The sequence below is a fragment of the Micromonospora sp. NPDC023956 genome (assembly GCF_040639195.1).
Lineage (GTDB): Bacteria > Actinomycetota > Actinomycetes > Mycobacteriales > Micromonosporaceae > Micromonospora.
On sequence record NZ_JBEZZN010000004.1, the window covers coordinates 347141 to 366053 of the forward strand.

Annotated in this window: 17 protein-coding genes and 1 pseudogene; 8 read left to right on the top strand and 10 right to left on the bottom strand. The window is 76.1% G+C overall.

Features of this window, described 5'->3' with window-relative positions:
* Window positions 1-211 precede the first annotated feature (211 nt).
* Both AB0F58_RS11165 and pknB read right to left on the bottom strand, forming a co-directional pair.
* Window positions 212-1075 (bottom strand): deoxyribonuclease IV, encoded by an 864-nt coding sequence (locus AB0F58_RS11165; protein ID WP_357141286.1) that lies wholly within the window; start codon window positions 1073-1075, stop codon window positions 212-214.
* Window positions 1076-3082 carry a Stk1 family PASTA domain-containing Ser/Thr kinase gene (gene pknB / locus AB0F58_RS11170; protein ID WP_357141288.1) on the bottom strand — a complete coding sequence of 669 codons (2007 nt, stop codon included), beginning with the start codon at window positions 3080-3082 and terminating at the stop codon, window positions 1076-1078.
* 131 nt (window positions 3083-3213) lie between these two features.
* Here pknB and AB0F58_RS11175 point away from each other — a divergent pair, with 131 nt between their 5' ends.
* Genes AB0F58_RS11175 through AB0F58_RS11185 form a run of 3 tightly spaced genes read left to right on the top strand, consistent with a single transcriptional unit; the run spans window position 3214 to window position 4384 of the window.
* Window positions 3214-3594, top strand: coding sequence for an Rv2175c family DNA-binding protein (locus AB0F58_RS11175; protein ID WP_145816248.1), 381 nt, complete (start codon window positions 3214-3216; stop codon window positions 3592-3594).
* 2 nt (window positions 3595-3596) lie between these two features.
* A complete protein-coding gene (locus AB0F58_RS11180; protein ID WP_357141291.1) occupies window positions 3597-4028 on the top strand; it encodes a lycopene cyclase domain-containing protein in 432 nt (143 codons plus the stop codon).
* Window positions 4025-4384 (top strand): lycopene cyclase domain-containing protein, encoded by a 360-nt coding sequence (locus AB0F58_RS11185; RefSeq protein ID WP_357141294.1) that lies wholly within the window; start codon window positions 4025-4027, stop codon window positions 4382-4384. Before AB0F58_RS11180 ends, AB0F58_RS11185 begins: the two co-directional genes overlap by 4 nt.
* 9 nt (window positions 4385-4393) lie before the next feature.
* Here the strand turns inward: AB0F58_RS11185 and AB0F58_RS11190 are convergent, their stop codons facing one another.
* Together AB0F58_RS11190 and AB0F58_RS11195 are read right to left on the bottom strand one after the other, a co-directional pair.
* On the bottom strand, window positions 4394-5476 hold the full coding sequence (locus AB0F58_RS11190; protein ID WP_357141297.1) for a polyprenyl synthetase family protein: 1083 nt from the start codon (window positions 5474-5476) through the stop codon (window positions 4394-4396).
* A complete protein-coding gene (locus tag AB0F58_RS11195) occupies window positions 5473-6873 on the bottom strand; it encodes a helix-turn-helix transcriptional regulator (protein ID WP_357141301.1) in 1401 nt (466 codons plus the stop codon). The genes AB0F58_RS11190 and AB0F58_RS11195 overlap by 4 nt, the downstream gene beginning before the upstream one ends.
* 259 nt (window positions 6874-7132) lie before the next feature.
* Here AB0F58_RS11195 and metF point away from each other — a divergent pair, with 259 nt between their 5' ends.
* Entirely contained in the window at window positions 7133-8050 is a 918-nt protein-coding gene (gene metF, locus AB0F58_RS11200; RefSeq protein ID WP_357141304.1) for a methylenetetrahydrofolate reductase [NAD(P)H], read from the top strand.
* A gap of 134 nt (window positions 8051-8184) precedes the next feature.
* Window positions 8185-8898 (top strand): CDP-alcohol phosphatidyltransferase family protein, encoded by a 714-nt coding sequence (locus AB0F58_RS11205; protein WP_357141306.1) that lies wholly within the window; start codon window positions 8185-8187, stop codon window positions 8896-8898.
* A gap of 75 nt (window positions 8899-8973) precedes the next feature.
* Here AB0F58_RS11205 and crtI read toward each other — a convergent pair whose 3' ends face one another.
* The 6 genes and pseudogenes from crtI to AB0F58_RS11235 all read right to left on the bottom strand — a co-directional run bounded on the left by crtI (window position 8974) and on the right by AB0F58_RS11235 (window position 15311).
* Window positions 8974-10482 (bottom strand): phytoene desaturase family protein, encoded by a 1509-nt coding sequence (gene crtI, locus AB0F58_RS11210; RefSeq protein ID WP_357141309.1) that lies wholly within the window; start codon window positions 10480-10482, stop codon window positions 8974-8976.
* Between the two features lie 13 nt (window positions 10483-10495).
* Window positions 10496-11635, bottom strand: a complete 1140-nt coding sequence (locus tag AB0F58_RS11215; RefSeq protein WP_357141311.1) for a glycosyltransferase family 2 protein — start codon at window positions 11633-11635, stop codon at window positions 10496-10498.
* Complete coding sequence (locus tag AB0F58_RS11220) at window positions 11632-12537, bottom strand: carotenoid biosynthesis protein (RefSeq protein WP_357141313.1); 906 nt, start codon at window positions 12535-12537, stop codon at window positions 11632-11634. Before AB0F58_RS11220 ends, AB0F58_RS11215 begins: the two co-directional genes overlap by 4 nt.
* A gap of 155 nt (window positions 12538-12692) precedes the next feature.
* Window positions 12693-13250: pseudogene (locus tag AB0F58_RS11225) on the bottom strand (GNAT family N-acetyltransferase); the annotation flags it as partial.
* On the bottom strand, window positions 13247-13993 hold the full coding sequence (locus AB0F58_RS11230) for a monooxygenase (protein WP_357141317.1): 747 nt from the start codon (window positions 13991-13993) through the stop codon (window positions 13247-13249). The pseudogene AB0F58_RS11225 and the gene AB0F58_RS11230, both read right to left, overlap by 4 nt.
* Before the next feature lie 301 nt (window positions 13994-14294).
* Window positions 14295-15311: an EamA family transporter gene (locus AB0F58_RS11235; RefSeq protein WP_357141320.1), complete on the bottom strand. Its 1017-nt coding sequence runs from the start codon at window positions 15309-15311 to the stop codon at window positions 14295-14297.
* Between the two features lie 457 nt (window positions 15312-15768).
* On the opposite strand from AB0F58_RS11235, the gene AB0F58_RS11240 reads away from it, so the two are divergent.
* From AB0F58_RS11240 to AB0F58_RS11250, 3 genes are all read left to right on the top strand, one after another.
* Window positions 15769-16212 carry an SAV_6107 family HEPN domain-containing protein gene (locus AB0F58_RS11240; RefSeq protein ID WP_357141323.1) on the top strand — a complete coding sequence of 148 codons (444 nt, stop codon included), beginning with the start codon at window positions 15769-15771 and terminating at the stop codon, window positions 16210-16212.
* Window positions 16213-16318: 106 nt separating this feature from the next.
* Window positions 16319-17059 carry a hypothetical protein gene (locus tag AB0F58_RS11245; protein ID WP_357141326.1) on the top strand — a complete coding sequence of 247 codons (741 nt, stop codon included), beginning with the start codon at window positions 16319-16321 and terminating at the stop codon, window positions 17057-17059.
* 116 nt (window positions 17060-17175) lie between these two features.
* Entirely contained in the window at window positions 17176-18888 is a 1713-nt protein-coding gene (locus AB0F58_RS11250) for a DNA polymerase Y family protein (RefSeq protein ID WP_357141837.1), read from the top strand.
* Window positions 18889-18913 lie beyond the last annotated feature (25 nt).

Sequence of the window (18913 nt, forward strand, 5' to 3'; positions counted from 1 at the left end):
TGCCCGGCACCCCGACCCGCCCGCCGCGCAACAAACCAAGCTCCCGACACCCCCCGGCTCCCACCCCACCCTCACTCCACCCCTCCCCGTCGATCATGGAGTTGTGGTCGGTGATATGCGGTAATTGTCGGTTTTGGGTGGCGCCCTAACTCCATGATCGACGGGGAGAGGGCGCAGCGGGCGGGGAGGGCGGTGCCGGGGGAGGGGGTGGTTAGGGGCGGAGGCGGCGGAGGGTGGCGATGTCGGCGGCGTGGCCGACGTGCTTCTCCGTCGGGGTCTCCACGACGACCGGCACGCCGGCGGTGGCCGGATGGGCCATCAGCTCGGCGAACGCCGGCTCGCCGATGCTGCCCTTGCCGATGTTCTCGTGCCGGTCCCGGGTCGAGCCGCAGAGGTCCTTCGAGTCGTTGGCGTGCACCAGCCGCAACCGGTCCGCCCCGACGGTGGCCACCAACGTGTCCAGGGTCGCGGTCATCCCGCCCTCGACGGCCAGGTCGTGCCCGGCAGCCCAGGCGTGACAGGTGTCGAAGCAGACCCCGAGCCAGGGGTGCCGGTCCACCGCGTCCAGGTACGGCCCGAGCTGCTCCACCCGGGACGCCAGTGACCGGCCGCCCCCGGCGCTCGGTTCGACCAGCAGCATCGGCCCACCCTCCGCCGCGGCGGCGTCCAGCAGCGGCAGCAGCGACTCGCGTACCTGCCGCATGGCGGCCGCGTCGTGGGCGGCGTCCACCGAACTGCCGGCATGGAACACCACCCCCCGTGCGCCGATGGCCCGGCCCCGCCGCAGCGCGTGGTCCAGGGTCTCCATCGACCGGGCCACCGTGGCCGGGGTGGGGGAGCCGAGGTTGACCAGCAGCGACGCGTGGATGAAGACCGGGATGTCCCGGGCCGCGCAGCCGTCGGAGAAGAGGGCGTCCTGGGCCGGGTCACCGGGTGGCAGCGCCCAGCCCCGCGAGTTGGAGACGTAGACCTGCACCACCTCGGAGCCGGCGGCGTCGGCGTACGGCAGAGCCGCCTTCGCCAGCCCTCCCGACGTGGGCGTGTGCGAGCCGACGGGCCGGTCGGTGCCGGCCATCTAGAAGCACCCGATGGTGATCGGGGTGCCCGGGGCGACCTGCGAGTTCTCGGCCGGGTTCTGGAAGCGGACCACGCCGTTGGGGTTGAACTGCACCACCACCGGGAAGCCCTGGCTCTCCAGCACCTGCTTGCCCTGTGGGCAGGGCATGTCCACCACCCGGGGTACGGCCACCGGGGCCGGCCCCTTGCTGATCTCCAGCTTGACGTCGGTGCCCTTCTCCACGCCGGCGCCGTCGGCGGGCGACTGCCCGATCACCTCGTCCTTCGGGCGGTCCGAGTCGCGGTAGGTCTCCACCGGCACCAGGCCGAGTTGCTGGAGCGCCCCCCGGGCCTCGGTGACGTTCTTGCCGACCAGGTTCGGCACGGTGATCGGGGCACGTCCCCGGCTCAGCACCACGGTGACCTTGGTGCCCACGTTCACCTCGGCACCCGCCTTCGGGTCGGTGTCCAGCACCACCCCGGCCGGCAGGTTGTCGTCGTAGCGCGCCTTGCCCTTGACCGCCTCCAGGCCCAGGTGACGCAGGTCGGCCTCGGCGAGTTCGAACTCCTTGCCCACCACGTCCGGCACCGGGAAACGGTCCGGTCCGAGGGAGAGGGTCAGGGTGACCGTGCCGCCCCGGACGATGCGGTCGGCCGACGCCGGATCCTGGACCAGGACGCTGTCGCGGGGCACCTTCGCGTCGTACTTCGGCTCGGCGTAGGTGACGGAGAGCCCGGCGCGGGACGCCTGCGCCTCCGCCTCGGTCTTGGTCAGGCTGACCAGCTCCGGGGCGACCGTGTACCGCCCGATGCCGAACCACCAGCCACCACCGGCGAGGAGCAGTGCGACCACCAGCACGGCGGCGATCAGCGGCAGCCGGCCCGGTGGGGCCTCGGCGAGCTGCCGGCGCAGCCGCGTCCACGGGTTGTCCGCCGAGGGCGCGGCCCGCCGCCGGTGCGGCCGGTCCGGCGCGGAGGTGTCCCGCGACCGGCGGCCGGTCTTCGGCTCGGGCAGCCGGGCCCAGGCGGGACGCTCGGCGGGCCGGATCGACGCGACGGCCATGGTGGGCTGGGCGACGGCCGGAACGGCGTCGTCGGTGATCCGGCGCAGCACGGCGGTGTGCGCGTTGTTGCCGAGGTCCTCCCGGGCCATCTGCACCTCGGCCAGGAACGCCCCGGCGTCCGTCGGACGGGCCCCCGGCTCGCGTCGGGTGGCCCGGGCGACCAGTTCGTCGAGCGCCTTCGGCAGCCCCGGCACCAGGGTGGACGGGGCCGGTACGTCCCGGTCCACGTGCTGCCAGGCGACGTCCACCGGGCGGTCGCCGTCGTACGGCACCCGACCGGTGAGCATCTCGAACAGCACGATGCCGGCGGAGTAGACGTCGGTCCGCGGGTCGGCGTGCCCGTCGGTGACCAGCTCCGGCGCGACGTACGCGACGGTCGCCATCAGCTGGTTGCCCTGGTCCTCGCTGCCGCTCGCCTCGACCGCGCGGGCCAGGCCGAAGTCGGCCACCTTCACCACGCTGTCGACCAGGTTCGCCGCGCCGCCGGTGGGGGCCTCGGCGACCAGCACGTTCTCCGGTTTGACGTCCCGGTGCACCACACCGGCCCGGTGAGCCGCGCCGATCGCGGCGAGCATCTGCTCGGTGATGGCCAGTGCCTCGTCCGGGTTGAGCCGGCGGCGTTCGGCCAGCACGTCCCGCAGGGTCCGGCCCCGTACGTACTCCATGACCAGGTACGGCAGACCCCGGTGGGTGCCCTGGTCGTAGACGGCGACCACGTTGGGATGGGTGAGCCGGGCGATGGTCTTGGCCTCGTCGGTGAACCGCTCGACGAAGCCGGCCAGGGGTGAACCGGGGTCCGGTGCCTGGGTGGGATGAATGATCTTGACGGCGACCGTGCGCTCGAGACGTTCGTCCGTGGCGGTGTACACGGTCGCCATCCCGCCGCGGGCCACGCGACCGCGAATGCGGTAGCGCCCCTCGATTAGCGAGCCCAGCAACGTGTCGGCGACCTGTGTGTCCATCGGGGGGCAGTCTATGTCTCCGGGAGGCGGCGGCAGAACAGGATGCCACAGTGCGGCCGGATCGTCACCTCTGCGCACCTGTCGTCCCATCCCGTTGGCCGGTGGACGGCAGGACGTGGCAGGGTGATCGGGTGAGCGAATCCGTACCCGCCGACCGGGCCGTTCCGGGCCCCGGTCCCGCCGCCGACGACGCCTGGCTGAACCTGCCCGACGTCGCCGAACGCCTCGACGTCTCGATCAGCAAGGTCCACCAGATGATCCGTGACCGCGAACTGGTCGCGGTCCGCCGGGACGGCATCCGGAAGATCCCTGTCGACCTGGTCGCCAACCAGACCGTGCTCAAGCACCTGCCGGGTGTGCTCAACCTGCTCGCCGACGCCGGCTACGACGACGACGCCGCGCTGCGCTGGCTGTACGAGCCGGACGACACCCTGCCGGGCACCCCCGCCGTGGCCCTCGGCGGTGACCTGGCCCGCGAGGTCAAGCGCCGGGCCCAGGCCCTCGGGTTCTGACCGTGCGGCAGTTCGCCTACCTGGGGGTGCTGGCCGGGTGCCTGGTCTGTGCGCTCTGGCTGGAGCCGGTGTTCCGGGTCAACGTGCTGCGCCGTTGGCGTCGGCTGCTGCTGACCCTGGTGCCGGTGGTGCTGGTCTTCGCGCTCTGGGACCTCGCGGCGATCGCCGCCGGGCACTGGACCTTCGACCCGGAGCAGACCACCGGCGTGCTCCTCCCCGGCGACCTGCCCCTGGACGAACTGCTCTTCTTCGTGGTCGTACCGGTCTGCACGATCCTCGGCTTCGAGGCGGTCCGCGCGGTCAACCGCTGGCCGGCGGGGGACGAACCCGCCGGCCCGCCGGTCGAACCGGTCCGGACGGCGGCGGACGGTGCGGGGGCGTCGTCCACCCGGCCGGCCGACCGGGTGCCGCCGGGCCGGGCGGAACGGGCATGACGTACACCGTCGCCACCCTGCTCGGCGCGGCCTGCGCGGTCGTGATCGACCTGTACGTGCTGCGCACCCGGCTGCTGCTGCGGCCGGTCTTCTGGGCCACCTACCCGATCATCGTGTTCTTCCAGCTCGTCTCCAACGGCATCCTGACCGGCCGGAACATCGTCCGGTACGACCCCGAGGCGATCATCGGCGTCCGGCTGGCGTACGCGCCGGTGGAGGACCTGGTCTTCGGCTTCGCGCTGGTCCTGCTCACCCTGTCGGTGTGGATCTGGCTCGGCCGGCGGGGCGTGCAGCCCACCCCCAGCGCCGGGGAGGGCAGCCGCCTGCTCCGCCTCCTCCGTCGCCCCCGTCCCTGACCCCGGGTGTCAGTCGGCGCGTCGGGTGGCGGCGATGGCGAGGTCGACCAAGGCCTGTCGGGCCTCGGTCTCCAGGTCGACGGTGGCCAACGCGGCCAGCGCGCTGTCGGTGAGCGCGGCGATCCGCTCCTCGGTACGCGCCAACGCCCCGCTGGTGGTGATCACCTCGCGCAGCCGGGCCACCCCGGCCTCGTCCAGCCCGGAATCGCCGAGGTGCCGGTCGATCAGCGTCCGCCCCGCGTCGTCGGTCCCCGCCACCGCCGCCGCCACCAGGTACGTCCGCTTCCCCTCGCGCAGGTCGTCGCCGGCCGGCTTGCCGGTCTGCGCCGGGTCACCGAACACCCCGAGCACGTCGTCGCGGAGCTGGAACGCCTCGCCCAGCGGCAGCCCGTACGCCGAGTAGGCCGCCTGGACCTCCCCGGTCGCCCCGGCCAGCGCGGCACCGAGCAGCAGCGGCCGTTCGACGGTGTACTTGGCCGACTTGTAGCGGGCCACCTTCCCGGCCCGCTCCAGCGAGGTGTCCCCGGTGGCCTGGGTCAGCACGTCCAGGTACTGCCCGACGGTGACCTCGGTGCGCATCTCGTCGAAGACCGGCCGGGCGCGGGCCAGGGTCCGCGCGTCCAGACCGGCGCCGTGCAGCATCTCGTCGGACCAGACCAGACAGAGGTCGCCCAGGAGGATCGCGGCGGCGTCACCGAAGCCCTCCGCGTCCCCGCTCCAGCCGGCGGCCCGGTGCCGGGAGGCGAACCGCCGGTGCACCGCCGGCTCGCCCCGCCGGGTGTCCGACCGGTCCATCAGGTCGTCGTGGATCAACGCGCTGGCCTGGACGAACTCCAGCGCGGCGAGGGTGGCGACCACCTGGTCGGAGTCGATCCCTCCGGCGCCCCGGTAACCCCAGTAGGCGAACGCCGGCCGCAGCCGCTTGCCGCCCCGCAGCACGAACGCCTCGACCGCCTCGGCGACCGGCGTCAGCGCCTCGTCGACCCCGGTCAGCCAGCCACGCTGGGTGGCCAGGAATCCGGTCAGCGCCTTGTCGACGCGTTGTCGCAGGCCGGCACGGTCGACGGGGGAAACGGGAGCTGCGTGGGTCACGTCACGACGCTAGCCGGTCGTCGCCGACGACCGCGCACCACCGGGGGTGTGACGCGCCGGGGAAGGTATGGACGGACGGCCGTGACCAGCGCCGCGTGCCGGCGGACGGCCGGTTCCGTCCGGTACGCGGCCAGCCGGCGCCCCACCTCGGCGAGGTGCCCCGCCGCTCGGGCGGACCCGGCCCGGACGGCGGCGAGCAGGGCCTCCCCGGCCACCGCGCAGGCCTGTTCGACCTCGCCGAGATCGAGACAGGCGTGGGCCAGCCAGCCCCCGTAGACCGCTGAGGCGCGCGGCTGCCCGGGGCGGCAGCCGGCGCGCAGCAGCGGCTCGGCGCGCAACGGTCGGCCGAGCACGGCCAGCGTCCGGCCGGTCATCGCGGCCAGTTCCGTCGGGTCGAGCCAGTAGAGCCAGGGCGGTTCCCGGCGGGCGTCCTGCCGGTCGGCGACCCGTCGGGCGGCGGTGAGTGCCTGCCCGGCGACCGAACGCCGGCCGTCGAGCGCGGCGGCCAGTGCCGCCCGGTGCAGCAGCACCGCCCGCAGCCCGGCCGGGGCCCCCGGACCGGCTCCGGCGTGCGCGGCGCGGGCCAGCAGCAGCGCGCCGGGCGGGTCGCCGACCCCGGCGAGCAGGTGGCTCGCCGAGCCGAGCACGTGCCCGGCCAGTAGCCGGTCACCGGCCGCCGCGGCGGCCCGCAACCCCAGCCGGTACGCGGCCAGCCCACCGGCCGGGTCACCGGCGTCGGCGGCGAGCCACCCGGCGAGCTGCGCCGCCTCGGCCAGCACCGGCAGCAGTCGCCGCCGCCCGGACGGGCCGGCCAGACGGACCGCCCCGGCCACCCGTCGCAACCGGTACGCGCCCAGCCCGGCCAGGTCCGCGCCGCCCGACAGGTCGTCGAGCCGACGCAGCCCGTCCAGCCATCCCCCCGGTTCGTCCAGCTCCCCTTCCGGGCCGCCCCCGGGGTGCGCGTCGTTCCGCCACCCCGTCGGGCCGGGGCCGCGCGGGGCCGCGCCGACGATCGACGTGTCGCCGGTCGAGGGGCCGGACGGCAGCGGCCACCCGTCCGGAGCGGCCAGCCACCGCTGGGCCAGGGCCAGCAGCGCCCGCCGGGTCCGGCCCCCCTCCGTCCCCGGGTACGCGTCAGTACGTCGGCTCGCCGCGACCGCCCCGGACAGTCGTTGCGGGGAGACCTCCAGCACGACGGCGAGCCAGCCGAGCCAGAACTCCCCGGGCAGGCGTACCTGCCGTTCCCAACGGGACACCTCGTGCCGGCTGAGCGTGGCCACCCCGGCGGCGGCGCAGAGCCGGGCGGCGAGCTGGGCCTGGCTCCAGCCACGGGTCAGCCGGAGCCGGGCGAGCAGGGGCCCGGACAGCTCCGGACCGTGCGTCGGGGGCGGGATCATGGAGCCTCCGGGAGGGGTCGGCGCGGCGGCTCCCGGTGGCCGGGAGATCCGGACCGGTACGCCGTCGATCGGACTGCGGACCCCCGCACGGCTGGCGACCGACCCCCACCGGCCCACCGCGCTACCCACTGCCTACCCGACGGGTACGACGCTTTCCGCAGCACCCGTCCGACGGTCCTCGACCGGGAGTTCGGTGGGCCTCGAGCGGACCGCCCATCGGCGGGCCGCCGGGAACGCCCCCGCCCGGTAGAGTCGGGGAGTGGCGCTCGGTCTTCCCTCGGTCCTCCCCAGCTCGCAGCCGTCGATCGGGGAGCTGATCCGCGACTGCCAGCCGACCTTCTCGTTCGAGTTCTTCCCACCGAAGACCCCGGCCGGTGAGACCCTGCTCTGGCAGGCGATCCGCGAGCTGGAGTCGCTGCGGCCCTCGTTCGTCTCGATCACCTACGGCGCCGGGGGCTCGACCCGGGACACCACCGTGGCGGTCACCGAACGGATCGCCACCGAGACCACCCTGCTGCCGATGGCGCACCTGACCGCCGTCAACCACTCCGTCGCCGAGCTGCGGCACGTGATCGGACGGCTGGCCGGAGTGGGGGTGCGCAACGTGCTCGCGGTGCGGGGCGACCCGCCCGGGGACCCGACCGGGGAGTGGATCCCCCACCCCGACGGGGTGCACTACGCCGAGGACCTGGTGCGGTTGATCCGCGACTCCGGTGACTTCAGCGTCGGGGTCGCCGCCTTCCCGTACCGGCATCCCCGTTCGCCGGACGTCGCCTCCGACACCGAGCAGTTCGTCCGCAAGTGCCGGGCGGGGGCCGACTTCGCGATCACCCAGATGTTCTTCGACGCCGACGAGTACCTCCGACTGCGGGACCGGGTGGCGGCTGCCGGATGCGGCACCCCGATCCTGCCCGGAGTCATGCCGGTCACCCAGCTCGCCACCATCGCCCGCTCCGAGCAGCTCTCCGGCGCGCCCTTCCCGCGCGCGCTCGCCGAACGGTTCGAGCGGGTCGGTGACGACCCCGAGGCCGTCCGCCGACTCGGCATCGAGCAGGCCAGCGAGATGTGCCGACGGTTGCTCGACGAGGGCGTGCCGGGCATCCACTTCATCACCCTGAACCGCTCCACCGCCACCCGGGAGGTCTGGCGGAACCTCCAGGTCAGCGTGCGGGTGTGACGGGGTCGTCCCCCGGCTCCTCGTCGCCGTACCGGTCGTCGGAGGCGGCCGGAGGCAGGCCCGGCGCGTCCGGGCGCGGATCACGATCGGATGCCGCCGTCGCGACACCCGGCGGGCTCTCCTACGGTTGATCCGTGGTGGGCACTCCGCTGAGATGGGACGACTACGCGACCGCCTGGGCCCGACTGCACGGGGGCTTCGATCCCCGGACGGCCGCCCCGGTGGTCCGCGGCTGGCTGCGTTTCGCGTACCACGTCGGCTTCCTGCTGGGCCGGCTGAGGGTCACTCCGACGGCGGTCACCGTCGCCGGGGTGCTGCTCTGCTTCTGCGTGCCGCTGCTCGCCGTACGCCCCGCCGACGGGCCGTTGCTCGCCGCGCTGTTCGTCCTGCTCGCCTCGGTGGCCGACAGCGTGGACGGCGCGGTGGCCGTGGTGACCGGCCGTACCACCCGGCTCGGCTACGTCTACGACTCGCTGGCCGACCGGCTCGGTGAGGTCGCCTGGCTGCTGGCGTTCTGGCTGGTCGGGGCGCCGGGTGCGCTGGTGGTGGCCGGTGGCGCGCTCTCCTGGTTGCACGAGTACGTCCGGGCCCGTGCCATCGCCGCCGGGATGCGCGAGATCGGCGCGGTGACGGTGGGGGAGCGGCCGACCCGGGTCAGCGTCGCGCTGGTCGGGCTGCTGGTGGCCGGTCTGGCCGGGCTGGTCCGGCCGGAGCTGGCCGCCGGCACGATCACCCTCGCCACCGCCGTCTGGGTGCTGCTCGCCGGGTTCGGCCTGGGGCAGTTGCTCTCCGCCGTCCGCCGCGCCCTGCTCGCCGCCGACGCTCCCACGCCGGCCCGGGTCCGCTGAGCCACCCACCGGCACCGGTGGTCGGGGTGGTCGCGCTGCGGTGAGCGCCAGCCGGCGGGGGAGCCGACCGTGGGGTCAGGCGGGGCCGATCCGGTCGGCCACGATGCGGGCGGAGAGGGTCACCATGGGCAGGCCGCCGCCCGGGTGGGTGGATCCGCCGACCAGGTGCACGCCGTGCGCCGGGGCGCGGTTGGCCGGCCGCAGCAGTCCGCCGGCCGTGCCGTAGATCGCGCCGCCCGGGGTCCCGGTGGCGCTGTCCAGGTCGGCCGGGGTGCGGATCTCGCGGAACAGCAGCCGGTCCCGCACGTCGACCCCCCGTTCGGCGAGCACGTCCAGGATCCGGTCCGCGTACGCCTCGGCGAGCCCCGGGCGACGCCAGTCGACGGCGGATGCGGCGGTGCCGTGCCGGGCCGCGTTGACCAGCACGAACCACGCCTCGTGGTCGTCGGGGCGGACCCTCGCGTCGTCGGCCACGGTGACGAAGACCGTCGGGTCGACCGCCGGCCGGGCGCGGGCGCCCCGCCCCGGGTCGCCGAAGACCGCGTCGAACTCGGCGTCGTAGTCGCGGGGGAAGAAGACGTTGTGGTGTGCCAGGCCGGTCGGTCCGCGTACCCCGAGCAGCAGCACGAACCCGGCCAGGCTGCGGTCGGCGAGCCCGGCCAGCCGGCCGGGGCTGGGCAGCAGGTCGCGGTAGACGGTGAGCGCGTCGACGTTGGCCACCACCACGTCGGCGGGGACCGGCGCCGCGATCCCGTGCAGGCGTACCCCGTGCACCCGCCCGCCGGCCGCGTCGATCCGGGTGACCGCGGTGCCGGTCTGCACGACCACGCCGAGGTCCAGGCAGCGCGACAGCAGCGCGTCGGCGAGCGTGCCCAGCCCGCCGCGCAGGTACCAGCCGCCGAAGGCCAGCTCGGCGTAGGGGACGGCGACCAGCGCGGCCGGGGCGCGACGCGGGTCGGCGCCGGTGTAGGTGGCGTACCGGTCGAGCAGCATCCGCATCCGGGGGTCGCTCAGGTGGCGGCGGCCCAGCCCGCGCAGGGTCCGGCCGGGTGCGATCGCGGCCAGGTCGCCCAGCCGCCAGGCCAGCGCCGCCAGGTCCCGGGGGGAGTCGACCGGCCGGCGCAGGATGTCCCGCCAGGACGCCTCCCAGACCCGGGCGGCGCGCCGCCACAACCCCCGCCAGTCGGCCGCCGAGCGCTCCCCGAACGCCGCGCCGATCCGTTCGGTGAACTCCACCGGGTCGGCGCAGGAGTCCAGGGTGGTTGCGCCGCCGGTGGCCGCGCCGGGCCCGCCACCGGGGAAGACGTGCCGCACGATCGGGTCCAGCGGGACGAGGTCCAGGTACTCGTCGAGCTTCGCCCCGGTGGCCTCGAACAGCTCGGTGAAGACCTCGGGGAGGGTGAGCAGACTCGGGCCGGTGTCGAAGTGGAAGGAACCGGCCGGCGTGTCGTGCGTGTACCGGCCGAGCTTCCCGCCGACGGTGTCGGCCTGCTCGAAGACGGTGACCTCATGCCCCGCCGCGGCCAGCCGGGCGGCGGCAGCCAGCCCGCCCACCCCGGCACCGACGACCACAACCCGAGCCACGTGTCGTGCCCTCCTAGCCGACCGGACGACCGCGCCAGGAGAGGCGGCGTCGCTTCCGCAGATGGTACGACCGAACGGTCAGCCAACCGAGGACCACGACCGACACGGGGTGGGCGAGCGCGTCGGGCCACCACCGGCCACCGGTCGCTCGGGCGCTGACCACCCGTCCGGTGACGCCGAGCAGGTAGCCGGCTCCCGCCAGCGCGGCGACCGTCGGCGCGCCGGCCAGCAGCGCGGCCACCAGCAGCAGCGGCGGCGCCACGTAGAGCAGACCGAGCAGGGCCAGCACGGCCGCCGCCGCCCCCGGGTGGCCGAACGAGGCCCAGAGCGACTTGGTGTAGCCGTCGCGCAGCTGCGGCCAGGTGTCGTACATCCGGCAGTCGGCCAGCCGGGAACCGTCGGCCAGGGCGATCCGGCCGCCGGCCCGCTTCACCGCGCGGGCCAGCTCGATGTCCTCCAGCACCCGGTCCCGCACCGCCGCGTGCCCACCGGCGGCGGTGTAGCCGGCCCGGTCCACCACCAGGAACTGCCCGCCGGCCGCCGCCAGCGACGGCCGGGCGGAACGCTCCATCGCGCGCAGCGGCAGGAAGGTCAGCCACAGCCACTGCAACAGCGGCTGGACCAGCCGGTCGCCCACCGTCGCCACCAGGATCCTCGGGTACGGCGACAGCAGCGTCACCCGCGCGGCGCGCAGCTCGGCGACGGCCGCCGCCACCGCGCCCGGGGCGAGGACGACGTCGGCGTCGACGAAGACCAGCGCGGTGGCCGCCGGGTCGGCCCGCTGGGCGAGCTGGTGGCAGGCGTGCGGCTTGCCCAGCCAGCCCGGCGGCGGCGTGACCCCGGTCAGCAGGGTGACCCGGGGATCGCCGTCGACCACGGCGCGGACCACCTCGGCGGTGCCGTCGGTGGAACCGTCGTCGAGCACCACGATCCGCAGTTCCGGTACGTCCCGCTGGGCGAGCAGGGCCCGTAGGCACGGGGTGACCCGGGCGGCCTCGTCGCGCACCGGGAGCAGCACCGCCACCGGTTCCCCGACCCGGCCCGGCCGGTCGGCGGGGCGGCGCAGCCAGCGGGTGACGTTGACCAGGGTGTGCCCGGTCAGCGCGGCGAGCCCGGCCAGCAGGACCAGTACGGCGACGACCGGCACGGTCATGCGCTGGCGTCCACCCGCCGCGGGTCGGACCCGTGCCCCGGACCGGCCGGTGGGCGCTGCCGCCGGTGGCCCCGGGCGAGCGTCACCGCCAGCGGCACCGCCGCCACCGCCATGCCGGCCGCGCCCCAGAGCGCCGAGGCGGGCAGCCCGAGGAAGACCGCGTGGGCCAGCACGCTGGAGGCGTACGTCCAGAGGTAGAGCGCGTACATCGGGTGGTCGGCCGGGCCGGTCCGGTCGACCGTCGCTCCGGCCAGTGGCCGCAGCAGCGTCATCATCAGCACCCCGAACAGCAGCCAGCCGAGGTAGTTGCTGACCGGGATGCCGGGCAGTCCGGGCAGGGCCGGGGTGGCGTCCCGCCAGCGCCAGTACCCCTCGGCGACCATCTGCGGGTCGAGGAAGAGGTCCCAGGCGGCCAGCCCGACGGCGGCCAGCGCGACCCGCCGTACGCCGGGCCGGACCAGCCGCACCGCGGCCAGCCACGCCGGCCAGGCCATCCAGGTCCAGGCCAGCGGGATGATCAGGGGCACTCCGGCGAGTTTCGGTCCGAGTTCGCCGGAGTAGTCGTAGCTGCCGAACGGGAAGCCGGTGGCCACCCCGAGCGCCTCGATGGCGAACCCGCCCCCGGTGGCGACCGCGACCAGTGCCGCCGCCGTCCGGGGGCCCCGGGTGAGCAACGCGTGGCCGACCGAGAGGAGGTAACCGAGGACGACCGTGGCCACGGTCAGCGCCGCGCGGGTGCCCCCGCCGGTCAGCGGGTAGCCGATCTGGGCGAGGACGAGGACGCCGAGCAGCACCCAGGTCGACCGGGGTGGCCGGGCGTCCCCGTCGGCACCCCGTCCCGGCCGGGGTCGGGCGGCGTCCCGGTCGCCGGCCACGACGGGTACCGGCCGGTCGCCGCTCATGACGGGTAGGGGCCGGTCGCCGGGCGCGGGCCGGAACCGGTCGGGCCGGAGACGACCGGGCCGGCGGAGGTCGCGGAACCGGCGGATCTCGCGGGGCCGGCGGATCTCGCGGGGCCGGCGGAGGTGGCGGGGCCGGCGGGGGCGGCGGAGGTGGCGGGGGCGGCGGGGACCGGCGGCGGAAGCGGGAGGGCCCGGCCGAGTACGCCGAACGCGCGTTCGTCGCCGGGGAAGTGGAAGTCCCGCAGCACGTCGACGAAGCCGAACCGGCGGTAGAGCCGCCAGGCGCGGGAACGCTCCTCGTCTGCCTCCGGGGTGGACAGCAGCGTGGTGTTCCCCTCGGCCATGGAGAGCAGCGCCCGCAGCTGCCCCGCGCCGAGGCCGTGCCCCTGCGCCGGGGGCCGGACGTGCAGCTCGACGACCTCGAAGCAGCGGGTCAGCCAGAGACCGCGCCGGGGCGGGTCCAGGGCCCGGCTGACCTGGTCGTGCCACCACTGTCCCGGGGTGCCGAGGTAGCCGTACCCGAAGCCGGCCAGGTGACCCTCGGTGGTGAGGCTGGCCACCGCGCGGAAGCCCGGCCGCCGGACGTGGGTGGCGATGTAGCCGCGCCGGGACTCCAGCAGGTCCGGCCGGTACCCCATCGCCTCGCCGTAGACGGCGACCACGTCGTCCAGTCGCCGGACGAGATCGTCCGGGGTCCACCGCACCAACCTCATGCGTGTCCGCCCTCCATCGTCTCCGTGTCGTCGCCACCGGTCCAGCCCAGCACCGCCCGGTCACCGGTCACGGCGCGCACCTCGAACCGGGCGAACAGTTCCTCCGCGTACCAGTCCTCGGTGGGGGTGCGGGTGATCGCGGCCCGGTGCTCCGGGTGACGGTACGCGAACTCGACCAGGCTGGCCGGATCACGCCACACGCTGACCGTGCCCTGCCAACCCAGCGGTGCCTCCCCGACGCCGAACCGGGCGAGCAGGCCGGGCGCGTGGCGCAGCGCGGCGGCCACCGGGGGGACCGCCCGCCAGAAGGTGACCGCCCGTCGGGGGCGCAGTCGGGCGCGGGTCAGCGCGAGCACCGGCCCGGTCACCCGACCGCCGGTCGGGTCGCCGAACGGCTGCCGGCCGGACCAGGCGCCCCGGCTGGTCACCGGCCGGAGGTCGAGCCGGACGGCCGCGCGGGCGAGCCGGGCCCAGGACCGGCCGACCGGGGAGTCGTCGAATCCGGCCGCCGCCTCCGCCGACGCCCAGACGGTCAGCGCGGCCCAGCGGGTCGGGTCGACGTCGCCGGGGCCGAACCCGGTGCCCGTGCCGGTGCCGAGCAGCTTGGCGAAGCGCACCCCGTCGGTGGCGCGCAGCCGACGGGGGCCGAACGCCATCCGGGGCAGTACCCGGGGCAGGTCGGTCCGCCCCACCCGCCAGACGTGCAGGGTGACCAGCTCGGGGACGGGGTTCGGCCGGCTCATGCCACCCCGGCAGGGGTGCCACGGACGGTGGCGGGCCCGGCGGACCCGGCGTGCGCCGTGGTGGCGTCGCGCGCGTCCTGCACCGCCCGCACGGTGGGGTGTGGCTGCATGCTGGCCATTCTCCCCGGCCCGCCGTGGCCCGTCGCGCCGGCCACGCCCGCCCGGGACGGACACCCCCGTCGGGCCGCCGCCGGGTGTGCCGGGGCGGTCGGAACGCCGCCGGGTGTCCCGGGGCGTGCCGGACCGCCGGTGGCGGCGCTGGCCCCGGTGGGCCGCCGGGGGGAGAGGGTCCCGGTGCGGGTCAGGTGCGCCGGCCGGGGGCGGTCGGGCCGGTGGTGACCACGGCGACCACGTCCGGTGGACCGGGTCGGCCGCTCTCCGCCGCCGGTGGGGGCGGCCCGCCCGGGGCGACCCGCGCCGTCTCGGCCAACGCGACCCCGACCAGCACCAGCAGGCCCCCGCCGAGCTGGGCGGTGTTGAGCGCCTCCGACGCGCCGAGGGTCACCCAGGCGACCGCCGAGGCGATCACCGGTTCGACCATGCCGACGATCCCGACGCTGGTCGCCGGGAGGTGCCGCATCGCCCCGGCCACCAGCAGGTACGGCACCACCGAACCGAGCACCACCACGTACCCGAGCAGCAGCACGACCGGTACGCCCCGGCTGGTGCCGGCCAGGGGGGACCAGTCGCCGACGCCGGTGACCGCCCGGGTGAGCAGGCCGGCCACGGCAGCCGCGCCGAAGGCCCAGGTGCAGAGGGACACGGTGTCCCGTCCCTCGACGCCGCGTGCGCCGAGCACGTAGTAGATGGCGAGGAAGAACGCGGCCCCGAGACCGGCCAGCACCCCGATACCGTCCAGGGTGAACCCGCCCCAGACCTCGGCGACGCAGGCCAGCCCGACCAGGCTCAGGGCCAGGCCGCCCCAGAGCCGGGGCCGGACCGGGTGTCGCTGGCCGAACCGGGCCCAGAGGGCGACCAGCAGCGGGGCGGAGTACTCGAAGAGCAGCCCGATGCCGACCGGCAGCCGGGAGATGGCGACGAAGTAGAGCATCGGTACCAGGAAGAAGCCGGTCAGCCCGTACCCGACCAGCAGCGGGACCTGCCGGGCGGTGACCCGCAGCCGCCGGACGCCGGGGCGCAGCAGCACGCTCAGCGCCAGCAGGACGGTGAACGCCCCGGCCGCGCGGAGCAGGGTGAGCTGGGGCGCGTCGATGCCGGTGCGGAGCACCAGCTTCGAGACGGTGCCGTTGACGGCGAAGAGGACGCCCGAGGAGAGCACCATGACGACGCCGAGGGCGGGACGACGGGGTGTGCGCACGCTGCGAGGCTACCGAGGTCGGAGGGCGGGCCGACGGGCGAGATCCCCCGAGGCCGCGTCGTGTCACACGTTGCGTTTTCCCCGGCGGCAGGGTGTACTGTCAGCAGTGGTTAGAACGGGTGTTCGATTGAGTCGGACGCCGGTTCCCACTGCCCGGGAGGGGTGTTTCGCGGCGCTGCTCCCGGGACGGTGCGGTGACGCGAACCGCACCGGGCACCGGGCAGTCGCGAGCCCGGTCCCGTCAAGGCAGGATCGCCGTCCGCCGCCCACGACCCCCGGGCGGCGGGCGGCGAACCCGCCGGTCAAGCCGGCCGGGTGTGGTGTGGGGAAGCGTCCACACCCGGCCGGCCGTACCGGGTGCGTCTTCCTCCGCACCAGCCCAGACCCGGGCCCCGCCGCCGGACGGATCCGCCTCCGCCGGTGGTGGGGCCACCTCGGCGACGCGGAGGAGACTGTCATGCCGTCCCACCCGGCACCCACGGTGCCCGCGCACGTGCTGCCGCACCGCAGTCCGGCCCAACTTCTCGCCGTGGCCCGTCGCGGGCTGGCCGAGGCCGCGCAGACCCGCCCCGACGGCCTGCGCTACGCCGCCGCCCACCTGGCGGCGCTGCGCGCGGCGGCGGCTCTGCTGGCCGCCCGCGCCCGTCCCGCCCCCGCCCGCCGCAACCGGATCACCAGCGCCTGGGTCCTGCTCGCCGGGGTCGCCCCCGAGTTGGGCGAGTGGGCCACCTTCTTCGCCGCCGGTGCCGGCAAACGGGCCGCCGCCGAGGCCGGCATTCCCCGGGTGGTGACCGCCCGCGAGGCCGACGACCTGCTCCGTGCCGCCGAGCAGTTCGTCATGGTGGTGGAGACGGCGCTCGGCCTGACGCACCAACCGGCCCTGGACGGGCTCGCCGCCTGACCCGGCCGCAGCCCTCGGACGAGCCGCTGCCGCTGTTCGGGGCGCCGGCCCACGCGCGCCCATACCCACCACTGACTCCAGTACGACCACGACGGGGGGCTTGTCCATGGCGGGCCGGATGGTGCTCGGTTCCGCCGCGTTGGCCGGTCTGGTCCGGCCGGCCAGCGCAGCCGATGCGGCGGACGCCCAGCGGATGCTGCCGGTCCTGCCCGAACTCACCGGGCTGCTGCCCAACCGGGGCCTGCGCCGGGGCAGCACCGTCTCGGTCGCCACCGGCCAGCCCCGGCGCAGCGGTGGGACGTCCCTGATGCTGGCCCTGCTGGCCGAGGCGTCCCGGGCCGGCTCGTGGTGCGCCGTGGTCGGGGTGCCGACCTTCGGCGCGGTGGCGGCGGCCGAGGCCGGTATCGCCCTGGACCGGCTCGCCCTGGTGCCACATCCCGGTCCGGAGTGGGCCACCGTCGTCGCCGCCCTGATCGACGGGGTCGACGTCGTGGTCACCGCGGTCCCCGCCGCCGTCTCCGCCTCGGTCGCCGGTCGGCTGGCCGCCCGAGCCCGGCAGCGCGGCAGCGTCCTCGTCCCGTACGGCCGGTGGGCGGGGGCCGACGTCACGTTGCAGGTGGTCCGGGGCGTCTGGGAGGGGATCGGGCCGGGGCGGGGCCGGCTCCGCCGGCGGGAGGTGACCGTCTCGGCGCGGGGCCGGGGCGCGGCGGCCCGACCGAAGGAGATCACCGTCTGGCTTCCCGGCGACGGCCGTACCCGGGTCGTCCCCCGGTCCACCACCTCCCGTCCGGCCGCGCCCTCCCCGGTGCCCCGACGGGGCCCGTTGACCCTGGTCGGGTCGGCGTGACCACACCGTCCGGTTGTCCCGCCCGAACGGTGGCCGGGGCCGGTCGGACCGCCCCCGAGCCGACCCGCGCCACGGATCCGGCCCCGACCGCCGACCCGTCCCGGGCCATCCGGACCATGCTGCTCTGGTGCCCGGACTGGCCGGTGATCGCCGCCGAGATCGTCGAGGGGGTGCCGGCCATCGGGCCGGTCGTCGTCCTGCACGCCAACCGGGTGGTCTCCTGCTCGGAACGCGCCCGCGCCGACGGGATCCGGCGCGGTCTGCGTAGACGGGAGGCGCAGGGGCGCTGTCCCGGGCTGACCGTGGTCGAGTACGACCCGGCGCGGGACACCCGCGCGTTCGAGCCGGTGGTCGCCGCCGTCGAGGACCTGGTCGCCGGGGTGGAGGTGGTCCGACCCGGGGCCTGCGCGGTGGCCGCCCGGGGACCGGCCCGGTACCTCGGCGGCGAGGAGGCGGCGGCCGAGCGGATCATCGAACACGTCGCCCAGACGTGCACGGTGGAGAGCCAGGTCGGCATCGCCGACGGGGTCTTCGCCGCCGGACTGGCCGCCCGTACCGGGCAGGTGGTGCCGCCCGGCGGCACACCGGGGTTCCTGACCGCCCTGCCGGTCGAGGCGCTCGGCCGGCCGGCCCTGGCCGACCTGCTGCGCCGGCTCGGCATCCGGACGTTGGGCGACTTCGCCGCGCTCCCCGCCGGAGACGTACTGGCCCGGTTCGGCTTCGACGCGGCGCTGGCCCACCGCCTCGCCGCCGGGCGGGACCACCGACCGCTCGCCGTCCGGGTGCCCCCGGCCGAGCTGACCGTCAGCGCCGACTACGACGAGCCGCTCGACCGGGTGGACGCCGCCGCGTTCGCCGCCCGAGCGCTGGCCGAACGGCTGCACGACCGGCTGGCCGCGCACGGCCTGGCCTGCACCCGGCTCGGGGTCGAGGCGGTCACCGCGCACGGTCAGGAACTGCACCGGGTCTGGCGGCACGACGGCCTGCTCACCGCCGCGGCCATCGCCGACCGGCTCCGCTGGCAACTCGACGGGTGGCTCTCCGGCGGCACCGGCCGTCCGGGGCGGCCGACCGCCGGGATCATCCGGCTACGGCTGGTTCCGGACGGGATTCTCGCCCAGGTCGGGTTGCAGCCCGGCCTGTGGGGTGCCACCGGCGAGGAACGCGAGCGGGCGCACCGGGCACTGAGCCGGGTGCAGGGCCTGCTCGGCCCGGAGTCGGTGGTGACCGCGGTGCTCGGCGGCGGACGCTCCCCGGCCGACCAGGTCCGTCTGGTGCCGTGGGGCGACGAACGCCTTCCCGCGCGTCCCGGTGAACCGGGCTGGCCCGCCGCCGACCGGTCGACGGGTCCCGGTTCCGCTGAGTCGACGGGCTCCGGACCAGCCTTCCCGGCGGACCACCTTCCCGGCGGGTCGTGGGCGGGGACCGCTCCGGGGGACCGGCCGGGCGGTCGGGCGGGACGGCGGTCGGGCCCGGTCGGCCGGTCCACCCGCCCGGAACTGCCGCCCTGGCCGGGGCGGCTGCCGCCGCCCGCGCCGGCCGTGGTGCTGCCCACCCCGCTCGCCGCGACCGTGCACGACGCCACCGGCGAGCCGGTCGGGGTCAGCGCCCGGCTCCAGCTCAGCGCCGCACCGGCCCGGGTGGCCGTCGGTTCCGCCCCGCCGGTGGAGATCGTCGGCTGGGCCGGGCCGTGGCCGGTCGACGAACGGTGGTGGGCCCCGGCCGAGGCGCGACGCGCGGCCCGTTTCCAGCTCCTCCTGGCCGACGGCGCCGCCCTCCTGCTGGCGGTCGAGGCCGGCCAGTGGCTGGTGGAGGCGATCTATGACTGAGCGCGGGCCGTCCGTGCCCGAGCGC